The 12,443-nt window shown below is 65.1% G+C and carries 10 protein-coding genes; 4 read left to right on the top strand and 6 right to left on the bottom strand.

What is annotated here, in order from left to right:
- The first annotated feature begins 238 nt into the window (after window positions 1-238).
- Both PMN64_RS13225 and PMN64_RS13220 read left to right on the top strand, forming a co-directional pair.
- Window positions 239-1,339 carry an LLM class flavin-dependent oxidoreductase gene (locus PMN64_RS13225; RefSeq protein ID WP_018269514.1) on the top strand — a complete coding sequence of 367 codons (1,101 nt, stop codon included), beginning with the start codon at window positions 239-241 and terminating at the stop codon, window positions 1,337-1,339.
- Window positions 1,340-1,474: 135 nt separating this feature from the next.
- Entirely contained in the window at window positions 1,475-2,029 is a 555-nt protein-coding gene (locus PMN64_RS13220) for a flavin reductase family protein (protein ID WP_016847112.1), read from the top strand.
- A gap of 295 nt (window positions 2,030-2,324) precedes the next feature.
- Here PMN64_RS13220 and PMN64_RS13215 read toward each other — a convergent pair whose 3' ends face one another.
- Window positions 2,325-2,801 carry a hypothetical protein gene (locus PMN64_RS13215; protein WP_137481292.1) on the bottom strand — a complete coding sequence of 159 codons (477 nt, stop codon included), beginning with the start codon at window positions 2,799-2,801 and terminating at the stop codon, window positions 2,325-2,327.
- Window positions 2,802-3,261: 460 nt separating this feature from the next.
- Here PMN64_RS13215 and PMN64_RS13210 point away from each other — a divergent pair, with 460 nt between their 5' ends.
- On the top strand, window positions 3,262-4,017 hold the full coding sequence (locus PMN64_RS13210; RefSeq protein WP_411781007.1) for an SDR family oxidoreductase: 756 nt from the start codon (window positions 3,262-3,264) through the stop codon (window positions 4,015-4,017).
- Window positions 4,018-4,026: 9 nt separating this feature from the next.
- Here the strand turns inward: PMN64_RS13210 and PMN64_RS13205 are convergent, their stop codons facing one another.
- The 5 genes from PMN64_RS13205 to radC form a co-directional block, all read right to left on the bottom strand.
- A complete protein-coding gene (locus PMN64_RS13205) occupies window positions 4,027-4,431 on the bottom strand; it encodes a hypothetical protein (protein WP_411781006.1) in 405 nt (134 codons plus the stop codon).
- Window positions 4,431-6,014, bottom strand: coding sequence for a hypothetical protein (locus PMN64_RS13200; RefSeq protein WP_411781005.1), 1,584 nt, complete (start codon window positions 6,012-6,014; stop codon window positions 4,431-4,433). Before PMN64_RS13200 ends, PMN64_RS13205 begins: the two co-directional genes overlap by 1 nt.
- An 83-nt stretch (window positions 6,015-6,097) precedes the next feature.
- Window positions 6,098-7,963, bottom strand: a complete 1,866-nt coding sequence (locus PMN64_RS13195; protein ID WP_411781004.1) for a sigma-54-dependent Fis family transcriptional regulator — start codon at window positions 7,961-7,963, stop codon at window positions 6,098-6,100.
- A 367-nt stretch (window positions 7,964-8,330) separates the two neighbouring features.
- Window positions 8,331-10,454, bottom strand: a complete 2,124-nt coding sequence (gene glgX / locus PMN64_RS13190; RefSeq protein WP_411781003.1) for a glycogen debranching protein GlgX — start codon at window positions 10,452-10,454, stop codon at window positions 8,331-8,333.
- Window positions 10,455-10,805: 351 nt separating this feature from the next.
- On the bottom strand, window positions 10,806-11,519 hold the full coding sequence (gene radC, locus PMN64_RS13185) for a RadC family protein (protein ID WP_411781002.1): 714 nt from the start codon (window positions 11,517-11,519) through the stop codon (window positions 10,806-10,808).
- A 124-nt stretch (window positions 11,520-11,643) separates the two neighbouring features.
- Between radC and PMN64_RS13180 the strand changes: the two genes are divergently transcribed.
- On the top strand, window positions 11,644-12,363 hold the full coding sequence (locus tag PMN64_RS13180) for a DNA-3-methyladenine glycosylase I (protein WP_411781001.1): 720 nt from the start codon (window positions 11,644-11,646) through the stop codon (window positions 12,361-12,363).
- Window positions 12,364-12,443 lie beyond the last annotated feature (80 nt).

The raw sequence follows: 12,443 nt of genomic DNA, 5'->3' as shown, positions 1-12,443 counted from the left end.
GCATTCGCGCTCCTCACCATGAGGGGCATTATCCGTCTCACGATTGCGACACGTCTCGCGACCGTGAGACGGTCGCGGCGCTCCTAAGCCCGAAGACCGGCGCGCAGCCGGCCGAAATCCGGCCGTTCTCACCCATTCCCTGCGACTTCCTCCGCTGGCACAGCGCTTGCTGATTGTCATGCAATGCGCGGCAAGACGCATTGCATGACTGAACCCAACGCGAAGGAAGGAAACGCACATGGAGCTTGGATACTTCACCATGCCCTCGCACCCGCCGGAGTGCGGATTGAAGGAGGGCCACGACTGGGACCTGCAGACGCTGCGCTGGCTCGACGAGCTCGGCTATCAGGAAGCCTGGATCGGCGAACACCACACCGCGCCGTGGGAGCCGCACCCGTCGCCTGACCTGCTGGTGGCGCAGGCGCTGCTGCAGACCAAGAATCTGCGCATCGGGCCCGGCGGTTTCCTGCTGCCGTATCATCATCCCGCCGAACTCGCGAACCGCGTTGCGATGCTCGATCATCTCTCGAACGGGCGCCTCAACTTCGGCGTCGCGGCCTCGGGCCTGCCGAGCGACTGGGCGATGTTCAATGTCGACGGCATGTCGGGCCAGAACCGCGACATGACCCGCGAGGCGCTCGAGATCATCCTGAAGATGTGGTCCGAGCCGGGACCCTGGACGCACAAGGGCAAATATTGGACGGTGAGCAAGCCGGACACGATGTTCGACTTCCTCAAGCCGCACATCAAGCCGTTGCAGGGCCCGCATCCGCCGATCGGCGTCGCCGGCCTGTCGAAGAACTCCGACACGCTCAAGCTCGCCGGCGAGCGCGGCTTCATCCCGATGAGCCTCAACCTCAACCCGGCCTATGTCGGCAGCCACTGGGATTCGGTCGAGGCCGGTGCTGCCAAGACCGGCCGCAAGCCGAGCCGCAAGGACTGGCGGCTGGTGCGCGAGGTGTTCGTGGCGGATACCGACGAGGAGGCGTGGAAGCTCTCGACCGGCGACATGATGGGCCGGATGATGAGCGAGTACTTCCTGCCGCTGCTCGGCCATTTCGGTTTCAAGGACTATCTGAAGCACGCGCCCGACGTGCCCGACAGCGACGTCACCGTCGAATATTGCGCGCGCCGGAATTGGATCGTCGGCTCGCCCGCGACGGTCACCGAGAAGATCGAGAAGATCTACCGGGAGGTCGGCGGCTTCGGCGTCCTCTGCGTGTTCGGCTTCGACTACAAGCACAAGCCGGAAGCCTGGCGGCACTCGCTGGACCTGCTCAAGAACGAGGTGATGCCGCGGCTCAAGCATCTCGGCGCCGAGTTCGAGAAGGCTGCATGACAGCTGCGCGGGGTGCGGGGCTTGCCTCGCACCCCGCGTCGCATATCTTGAACGGAGTGTTTTTTACCGAAGCATGATCCGGAGAAGTGCGAAGCGGTTTTCCGGGCAAGATCATGCTCAAACAGGGTTTGCGGCATGACGGTCGACGCACAGAGTTTCAAGCAGGCGATGCGCCATTGCGCGGGCGCCGTCGCGCTGGTGACGGTCGGCTCCGAGACCGGGCAGCGCACCGGCCTGACCGTGACCTCGGCCTGCTCGCTGTCGGACAATCCACCCTCGGTGCTGGTCTGCGTTAACCGTAACGCCAGCGCGCATCAGCGCATCCGCGAGGAGCGCCATTTCGTCATCAACTTTCTGAACGAAGACCACGCTCTGCTGGCGCTGACCTTCTCCGGCCAGAAGGGCGTCAACGGCGACGACCGTTTTGCGTTTGGGCGCTGGACCACCGGCGCGACCGGCGCCCCGGTGCTGGAGGATGCCGTCGCGGCGTTCGACTGCGTGCTGGCGCAGGAGCTCGAGACCAAGACCCATTCGATCTTCATCGGCGAAGTCCAGCACGTCCGCGCCGCGACCACGGTCGATCCGCTGATCTATCTGCGCAGCGGCTTCCAGAGCGTGCGCAACATCCATGATCCGGTCGAGCTCGGCGACCTCGACGCACGGCGTGTCAGCTGGAACGAGTTTTCCTGACGGATTGATCAAATCGGCGATTGTTTGGTTCGCTGCGACACTCTTTGCACTCGTCATGCCCGGCCTTGTGCCGGGCATCCACGTCCTTACTTCCTGCACGGCCAAGACGTGGATGGTCGGGACAAGCCCGGCCATGACGGAGATAGAATACGAACTCGCCAACCATTCAGCCCGATCGTCAACGCCTTGACCTTCCCGCGCAGCGTGGGCCCGGCGCGGCCGTGCGACCGCTGGCCGGGCCAACGCTCATGTGAGGCGTCGCTGTCCTTCCCGTGGTCCCGCGGACGCTGCGCAGCTATGACCCCGGCGTTCTCACGACCAGTTTGATGTTCAGGAGATTGACCCCCTTGAACGGGTTCGGTGCGCTTTCAATCGTTCCTGTGCCCGTCGCATTCGCATAGGCGCCCGTGCCCGAAAGGATCGTATATTCGCCGTTTGATTTTCCGTCCTTGATCGCGCCGGTGTAACGCGCGGTGATCGCGCCTTCCTCGAACGTGTAGGTGCTGTAACCGTAATAGGAGCCCGAGCCCTTCAGCATGTCTCCTGAATGGACGAACTCCTTCACCCCGATATGGCCATCACTGAAGACGGCGACACCAAAGAACTTGCCGGAAACGACCGTCTGCCCTTCGACGTTTGCTGCCTCGATGACTTTGACGTCGACAGGCTTGGTGACGAGCTTGAATTCGAGCACCTTCTCACCCGCTAACGCGGTCGACCCCGCAACGACGATTGCCACGCTGGAAACGAAAAAGGTGATAAAATTCCGCATAGACTCCTCCTGTGTTTGCTGAAATCAAATCAAGGAGTGCACGGCGGGCTAAACGTCATGCCCAGCATTTGCGTTGCAGCACGAAAGAGAGCCCGCGGTGATATCCCGGCAGCGGCCGAAGCTTTCGGTACCCCAGCACGCTGGCTGGAACGCACGCATTAGTTTACGCGACGGTAGAAGGTTCAGCAAGCGTAGCCACCGACGGCTCGTGCGCATCAGATGACGCATCAGATGGCAGGTTCCGCGACATCAGAACAGCCGTGGCGTGCTATAGTGTGGTTGCGTGCGAGCGAGCGACCAGGAGGGAGCGCGAACTCATCAATCCTTCTCCCCGCTGCCGTGGTCGGCCGCGCGCGGCAACCATCGAAGTTGCAGCGGATCGACACACCCCTGACGATTGCCGCGGGCAAATCCGGCAAGCATGTCTCGAGAAACCTCGTCACCGACAAGGAGTATCACCATGAAGATCGTTGTGATCGGCGGTACCGGACTGATCGGCTCCAAGACCGTTGCCATTCTGCGCCGGCGCGGCCATGACGTCGTCGCCGCCTCGCCGAAAAACGGCATCAATGCGATCACCGGCGAGGGGCTGAAGGAGGCGCTGGCCGGCGCGGCGGTCGTGATCGACCTCGCCAATTCGCCCTCGTTCGAGGACAAGGCGGTGATGGAATTCTTCGAGACCTCCGGCCGCAACCTGCTGGCGGCGGAGAAGCCGGCCGGCGTCAGGCACCATGTCGCGCTGTCGATCGTCGGTACTGACCGCACGCCCGAGAACGGCTACTTCCGCGCCAAGGTGGCGCAGGAGAAGCTGATCGAGGCGTCCGGGATTGCCTACACCATCATCCGCGCGACCCAGTTCATGGAATTCGTCGGCGCGATCGCCGATGCGAGCGCAGCTGGAGACACGGTCAGGCTCTCGCCCGGCCTGTTCCAGCCGATCGCGGCGGAGGACGTTTCCGCGCTCGTCGCCGATATCGCGCTTGAGCCGCCGCGCAACGGCATCGTCGAGATCGCAGGTCCCGACCGCGCGCCGTTCAACGAGATCGTGGCGCGCTACCTGAAGGCAAAAGGCGATCCGCGCGAGGTGGTCAAAGATCCCGACGCGCTTTACTGGGGCGGCCGGGTCGAGCAGCACTCGCTGGTGCCGCTCGGCGAGGCGCGCCTCGGCCGCATCGATCTGAACGAATGGCTGCGCCGCGCGCGGCCGGCGGCCTGACGGTATCAGCTATTTGAGCCACACCAGCAGCGGAACGGGCGCGCGGCCCGCGCAGGACAGCGTGCCCTCGTAATTGCGCGTCTTGCGGGCGCTGTAGGTGCAGGGCGCGCCGTCCAGCACCAGCTCGGCGGTGACCTGCGAATCCGCACCCGTGATTTGCAGCTTGATCTCTCCGGCGCGTTCGTCCGGCCCGTCCTGCGTGCAGATGCCCACATGCTTCATCTTGAGCGGTCCGGAGAACTGCCCGGGCGTGCCCGGCGCGCTTTCGGTGAGATGTCCGGTCAGCTCCCATTCGCCGAGCACGCCGGCCTGGCCGAGGATCTCCATCGCGCCAACCGGCGGCACCTGGCAAAGCGATAGCGCAACGGCGCCGAGCAGCGCCGCTCCACCGTTGCGCCATGTCGCCCGTGGCATCACAGCTTGCTTCCGGTCGTCTGGCGCAATTCGATCAACTCCGGCCGCGACAGATCGGCGTCGGCCGTGAGCCGGGCAATCTGATCAGCGCATTCCCGGATCTTGGCCTGATCGCCGGCCGCCTTAGCGCTCTTGATCATGCCGAGATAAGTCGCCAGCCGGTTGGGCTCCTTCTTGAGCACGGCTTCATAGGCGGCGAGCGCCTCCCTGGCCATGCCGCGATCGAGCAGCATCGCCGCGTAGAGCTCGCGCGCCGGCGCCAGCGGTCCCGGGGTGACGGGATGTTTCTCGGTCTTGTCTTCCGCCTCCGCGGCGGCATTCATCGCGCCGAGCGCCTCGTCGTACTTGCCGTCGGCGTACAGCACCCAGGCGCTCGCGATCTGCTGCTGGATGTCGACGATGTTGGACCAGTAGGCGTCCTTCGTGTCCTTCAACTTGTCGCGCAGCTCGACCAGCTTCGCGACATCGGCCTTGGCGGCGGCGGGGTCACCGGAGCGCGCGGCGCCGACCGCGCGGGCGAAATAGGTGATGGCGTCAGCATAGGCGTATTTGGTCGGATGCACTTCAAGCGCGGCAGCACCCTTCCAGTCGCCGCGTTCGAAGACATAGCGGGCCTGGCTTGCCGCCACCGCGAAGGGGCCTGCGAACCGGTCGAGCTTGAACTGGAGCTTGCCGAGCTCGTCGACCACCGCACGCGCCTCCTTGTCCTGGCCGAGCTGGAGATAGGCATAGACCAGATAGTCCATCGCGTGCGCCTGGTCCTGCTGCTCGCCGTCTTCCTTGGCGATGCGCGCGGATTCCTTGTTCGAGGCGATCGACTCCTTCCAGTAGCCGACGCGCGTGAAGATGTGCGACGGCATGTGCTGGGCATGCGGCGCGTGTTCGGCGATCTTGGCATAGCGCATCGCCGCGGGGAGGCCCTTCTCCGCGAGCGCCGGGTAGTCGTAGAGATGGATCAGATAGTGGGCGATGCCGGGGTGCTCGGGCTGGCGCTTGAAGATCGGTTCGAGCAGCGCGGCGCCCTTCAGCTGGTTGGCATAGGTCTTGTCGCCCGGCGAGGCCGCGACGTTGAGCGTGATCGCATAGGCGATCTGCGCCTCGTCGTCGTCGGCATAGTGCGCCGCGACCTGCTCTTCGGCGGCGAGGAATCGCTGCACGCGGGTGCGGTGATCGACCTTGTCGTAGTCGACATACATCGCCGCGATCGCATCGATGTATTCCCGCTCGCGCGGGGTGCCGGCATTCAGCGCCTGGCCTTTTTTCGCAGCTTCAAGGCCGAGCGGAAGGTTTTCCGGCGGCGGCGGGGCGTGCGGATTGTAGAGGTAGCTGAGCGCGATCCCCCAATAGGCGATGGCGCATTGCGGGTCGGCCTGCAGCACCTCCTCGAAGGTGCGTCGCGATGCGCTGTACCAGAACGAATGCTGATACAGCATGGCGCGATCGAACAGCTCCTGCGCTTCAGGCTTGCAGGATGTTACAAAATGGACTTTGCCCAATCGTTGTTCAGTGGAATCCGAGGCGGCAGGCTGCGAAATGGTCGCGGCAATGAGGCCAACGACCACAGCGAGGGGAAACCGTGTCATGGGACCCGCTCCGTGGCGTTGAAGGCGAAAAGCGTACGATATCACCTTTCCCGCACCGCCGGAACAGCAGGGGCCGCTCTGGTCTAGCTGTCCAGCGCGATCCCTAACGCCTTGATCTTCCGGTACAACGTCGCACGGCTGAGCCCGAGTGCCCTGGCCGCGTTCGTCACTCTTCCGTCATTGGCGCGCAATGCATCGACGATCGCGGCGCGTTCGCTCGCTGCGTGATCGGCCTCCACACCGCGTGCGCTGAACGGCGGCAGATCGAGATCGGCCTCACTGATGACGCCATCCTCGGCGGTGGCGCCGGCGAGCCGCAGCACATGGCGAAGCTGGCGCATGTTGCCGGGGAACGGATAGGCCATCAGCTGCGCCCAGGCGTCGGCCGCGATGCGGCAATGCGGCGCTTCCTCGTCGGCGATCTGCGCGATGACGTCCTTGCGGTCGGCGCGCTCGCGCAACGCGGGGAGGCGGATCTCCATGCCGCGCAGCCGGTAATACAGATCGGAGCGGAAGCTGCCGTCCTCCGCCATCCGCGCCAGGTCACGGTGCGTGGCGCTGATCAGGCGAATGTCGACGGCGACAGGCTTCAGCGCGCCGAGCGGCCAGACCTCGCGGTTTTCCAGCACGCGCAGCAGCCGGGTTTGCAGCGAAAGCGGCATGTCGCCGATCTCGTCGAGGAACAGCGTGCCGCCAGAGGCCTGCACGATCAGTCCCTTCGATCCCTCGCGCCGCGCGCCGGTGAAGGCGCCGGCCTCGTAGCCGAACAGCTCGGCATCGATCAGGCTCTCCGGCATCGCCGCGCAGTTCAGCGCGACATAGTTGAGGCCGGCGCGATTGCTCGCGGCATGGATGGCGCGCGCGAACACGTCCTTGCCGGCGCCGGTCTCGCCATGCAGCAGGATCGGCAGATCGAGATTGCCGACCGTCATCAGCCGCTTCACGCCCTTGATCAGCGCGGGATCGCGGCCCGCCAGCCTGTGCAGGCCGGAAAACTGTCCGGCCGGTTTTTCGCGCGGCGGCGTGGATGGCGGACGCGGCGATCGCGTCCGCACCGGCGGCGCCAGATGGCCGCGTCCCCACGGCGTGCCGTCGGCGCGGCGCAGCGCGACCTGCTCGTCCGCGACCCGGGTCGCGCGATCGTCCAGTTGAATGAGATGCGACAGGTCGATGCCGTCCTCAAGCATCGCATCGGTCAGGCCGAACGCGGCGCGTGCGGTGCGGCACGCGCCGACGACACGGCGGTCGTCGTCATAGGCCAGCATGCCGTGCCCGTCGCCGGGCAGCATCGCGATCCAGGAGGCGCGGTAGCGCCGGCGGAAGAACGACTGCTCGATCCGGCGCGTCGCCTCCGTGGTGACGGCGAGCGCCAGTTCATGCGCGCTGCGGCCGAGGTCGCTGCGGCACGAGGTGATGTTGACGGCGCCGGCGAGCTGGCCGGCATGATCGAACAGTGGCGACACCGCGCAGGTGAACATGTGCCACTGCTCGCGGAAATGCTCGTCGCCATGCACCAGGATCGGCCGCTGCTCGGCGAGCGCGGTGCCGAGCCCGTTGGTGCCCTCGAACGTCTCGGCGAAGTTCGAGCCGGTGTAGATCTTCCATTCCAGGAACATGCGCGCATAGTCGCCCCCGGGCAGCCGGCTCACCAGCATGGTGGCGTTGGGATCGGCGAGGTTGACGCAGTAGCCGGAGTCGTGGAGCACGCGGGCGAGGTCCTCGAGCTCGGGGATCGCGACCTGGATCAAATCCTCCATCGGCTCGGCGAGGTGCCGGACCTCGGCCTCGGTCAGGGTCTGCGGCGGCCCGCGCCGGGCCGGATCGAGGTTGTGACTGACCACGCAGCGCCGCCAGGACGCTGCAATCCGCGTCTCGGTGTCGACGCCGGCCACCTGGTTGGCCGCCGACAAAACACGGGCGACGTGATTTGAGGCCGAAAGATTGGCCATCCAGAGGTCTCCACCCCTAATTTTCCGCGAAGTCTGGCAGTCCGCGGCCGAATGTCAATTGGCCGACAGGGTCGCGGGGCGGGGAGCGTTTGGGAAGGCAGCTCTGTCCAGAGGATCAGCGAAGCGTAATCCGCCATTCCGAGCGGATCGGCTCCAACCTCCCCTTGAAAAGGGGAGGTCGCTTTGCTCGCCAGAGCAAAGCGGGTGGGGATCTGCTTTCTCCGCTTGCAGCGTCGCCTGTGGCTGACCCCCATCCCGACCTTCCCTCTTTCAGGGGGAAGGCGTAGCCCGGATGGAGCGCAGCGCAATCCGGGGCGGTCGTGCAACGGGTGAGGGCATTCCCGGATTTCGCTGCGCTGCATCCGGGCTACGGGGATGACGTGACTTCGCCAGCCGTGAAGAGCACGAACGAACGCCCGGCCGCCTTGTACGTGCCGTCGAACGCAAACCGGCCACCCGCCTCATCCTCCGGCGCATTGGTATCCAGCAGCAGCGACCAGCGCGGGCCGGCCGACGTCCGCGGCAGCTTGAAGTCGACCTCGCCCTCGTAGCTGTTGAGGATGACAAGCACCGTGTCGTCCTCGCCCTCACGCGCGATCGCGGTCTTGCGCGCGCGGCCGTCGAGCACGACGCCGAAACATTTGATCCAGCCGGTGGTCCAGTCGGCCTGCGTCATCTCGACGCCTGCCGCGCTGATCCAGACCACGTCGCGGATCTTGAGTTGGGAATCGCGATCGCCGGAGAGGAAGCGGCTGCGGCGCAGGATCGGATAGTCGCGCCTCAGCTTGATCATCCGCTTGGTGAAAGCGAGCAGCTTCCCGGCGTCGTCGGAAAAATTCCAGTCGAACCACGAGATGTCGTTGTCCTGGCAGTACGCATTGTTGTTGCCGCGCTGGGTGCGGCCGAACTCGTCGCCGCCGAGCAGCATCGGCGTGCCCTGCGAAGCCAGCAGCGTCGCCAGCATGTTGCGCTTCTGACGTTCACGCAAAGTGCGGATATCCGGATTGTTCGTCGGGCCCTCGGCGCCGCAATTCCAGGAGTGGTTGTCCGACGAGCCGTCATTGTTGTGCTCGCCGTTGGCCTCATTGTGCTTGTTGTTGTAGCTCGCCCAGTCGTTCAGCGTGAAGCCGTCATGGGCGGTGATGAAGTTGACGCTGGCCCAGGTGCGGCGGCCCTCGCGGTTGAACACGTCGTGCGAGCCGAGCAGCCGCGGCGCCAGGCTGCCTGGTGCCGCCTCGCCGCGCCAGAAATCGCGCACGACGTTGCGGTATTTATCGTTCCACTCCGCCCAGCCTGGCGGGAAGCCACCGACCTGGTAGCCGCCGGGACCGCAGTCCCAAGGCTCGGCGATCAGCTTGACGGTCGCGAGCAGCGGGTCCTGGTTCATCGCCTTCAGGAAGCCGGACTGCTCGTCGAAGCCGTAGACCTCGCGCGCCAGGATGGTGCCGAGATCGAAGCGGAAGCCGTCGACATGCATGTGGCCGGCCCAGTAGCGCAGGCTGTCCATCACCATCTGGATCACCCGCGGATGCGACAGGTTCACCGTGTTGCCGGTGCCGGTGTCGTTGATGTAGTAGCGCCGCTTGTCCGGCAGCAGCCGGTAATGGCTCGCATTGTCGATGCCCTTGAACGACAGCGTCGGGCCGCGCTCATTGCCTTCGGCTGTGTGGTTGTAGACGACATCGAGAATGACTTCGAGGCCGGCGCCATGCAGCCGCGACACCATCTCCTTGAATTCGCGCAGGCTGTTCGGCACGTCGGCGGCGTAGCGCGGATCCGGCGCGAAGAAGCCGATGGTGTTGTAGCCCCAGTAATTGGTGAGGCGCTTGTCGAGGAGGTTGCTGTCGTTGATGAAGGAATGCACCGGCAGCAGCTCGACCGAGGTGACGCCGAGCGCCTTGAGATGGTCGATCGCGGCGTTCGAGCCGAAGCCGGCATAGGTGCCGCGCAAATGTTCGTCGACGCCCGGGTGCTGTTTAGTGAAACCCTTGACGTGGGTCTCGTAGACCACGGTCTCGTCCCAATGCACGTCCTGCCGCTGCGCTTCCTGGACCCAGTCGAAATTGGGATCGACCACCACGCATTTCGGCATGAACGGCGCGCTGTCGCGCTCGTCGAAGGTGAGGTCGTCGCCGCTCTCCATCTTGTAGCCGAACACCGCCGGATTCCACGTCAGGCTGCCGGCATGGGCGCAGGCGTAGGGATCGAGCAGCAGCTTGTTCGGATTGAAGCGGTGACCGCCGTCCGGCTGGTAGGGACCGTAAACGCGATAGCCGTAGAACGTCCCCGGCTGCACGCCGTTTATGAAGCCGTGAAACACCTGGTCGGTATATTCGGGCAGCTCGAAGCGGTGTGTCTCGCGCTCGCCGTCGAACAGGCAGACCTCGACCTTGGTGGCGTTGGCGGAAAACACCGCGAAGTTGGTGCCGTGGCCGCTCCAGTGGGCGCCCAGCGGATAGGGCAGCCCCTCCTCAATGACGTAATCGGACATCGGTCCCCCAGCCATGAGATCAACCTGCAACAAACGCCGCCGCGCGGAAAACGTTGCATGGGCTAGTTTAGCGTCAGTTGCGCTTGGTTCGTATGACGCGGACGGAACGAGATGCAAGGCTCGGCAAGAGATGTCGCGAGAATGCGGACGTATGACTCTCCGCCACAATCTCGATGTCGTCCCGGGCAAGCGCAGCGCGACCCGGGACCCATAACCACGAAAGCAAATTGGCTTGCAAAGCTGGAGCCACGGTGTGCTTCGACAACGCAACCCCGTGGTTATGGGTCCCGGCCCCCGTGCGCAATTGCGCACTAGGCCGGGACAACAGCGGAGGGCTTGTCGAGTCCAATGCTAAATCAACCGCATGCCCTTGAAGCTGGTATGCCCGTTCTTGCCGACGATGATGTGATCGTGCACGGCGATCCCGAGCGGCTTGGCGATGTCGACGATGGCTTTCGTCATCTGGATGTCGGCCTGCGACGGCGTCGGGTCGCCGGAGGGATGGTTGTGCACCAGGATCAGCGCGGTGGCGGACAATTCCAGCGCGCGCTTGATCACCTCGCGCGGATAGACCGGGGTGTGATCGACGGTGCCGGTCTGCTGCACCTCGTCGGCGATCAGCTGGTTGCGCTTGTCGAGGAACAGGAGGCGGAACTGCTCCTTGTCGGCGAACGCCATGCCGGTGCGGCAATAGTCGATGACGTCGTTCCAGGACGACAGCGCGATGTTGCGCCTGATCTCGCCCTTGGCGATCCGGCCGGCGGCGGCGGCGAGCAGCTTGATCTGGTTGATCGAGGCATCCCTGACGCCCTCGACCTCGCGCAGCCGCGCCACCGGCGCGTGCACCACCTCGGCGAACGAGCCGAACTTCTTCAAGAGCGCCTTGGCCAACGGCTTGGTGTCGCGGCGCGGGATCGCGGCGAACAGCGCCATTTCCAATAGCTCGTAGTCGGTCAGCGCGTCGGGCCCGGCCGCATAGAAGCGCTCGCGCAGCCGTTCGCGATGGCCGTGGTAATGTGGCGTCTCGTCGGGCTGATCGGGGCTGTCACTGGCTTTGGTGGGCATCGGCCACAACCATGCCGTGCTCGCGGCGATTTGCAAGAGCCGATGCTGCTCCGGTTTGCCACGATGCTTCGGGCGAATTACCGTCGGCTGCAACGGTTCGAGAGCAAAAGAGGGGGAGGGCGGCGTGACATCATTCAAGGTGATCCGCTCGCGCGCCGAGAAGCGCAAGGGCGGGCCGAAGGCGCTGGAGAAGCTGCTGCGGCCGCCGGCGGGCGCCAAGGCGCTGGCCAAGCTCGGCGACGACCGCGTGCTGGCCGAGATGACCAGGCGCGTGTTCTGCGCGGGCTTTGCCTGGAGCGTGATCGATGCCAAATGGCCGGGCTTCGAGGAGGCGTTCCTCGGCTTCCAGCCCGCCAAGCTCGCCTTCAAGCCCGACGAATTCTGGGAGAAGCTCGTCAGCGACGCCAGGATCGTGCGCAACGGCGCCAAGATCATGTCGGTGCGCGACAACGGCCGCTTCGTGCAGGAGATCGCGCGCGAGCACGGCAGCTTCGGCAAATTCCTTAGCGCCTGGCCGTCATCGGATGAGATTGGGCTGCTGGAGTTATTGGCGAAGCGCGGCAGCCGGCTCGGCGGCAACACCGGACAGATGCTGCTGCGCTTCCTCGGTTGGGACGGCTTCGTCACCTCGCGCGACGTCGTCGCCTGCCTGCGCGATGCCGGCCTCGATATCGCCGAGGAGGTCAAGTCGAAGCGCGATCTCGCCAGGGTGCAGGCGCAGTTCAACGCCTGGGCGGAGGAGACCGGGCTGTCCTATCTGCATCTGTCGCGGATCTGTGCGATGTCGATCGGAGAGAACCATACGCCCGAGGAGATCGTCGAGCGCACGCGGAGCGACTATTGATCGCGCCAAAGTTCGATGAGGTTGGCTTGTGTAACGTCCGCGTCGGGACTGCGCTCCCTCTCCCGCTTGCGGGGGAGGGC

Source organism: Bradyrhizobium sp. UFLA01-814, from assembly GCF_046718885.1.
GTDB classification, from domain to species: Bacteria; Pseudomonadota; Alphaproteobacteria; order Rhizobiales; family Xanthobacteraceae; genus Bradyrhizobium; species Bradyrhizobium elkanii.
The sequence above is the reverse complement of the archived record's forward strand: the minus strand, read 5'-3'. Positions and strand labels throughout refer to the sequence as shown.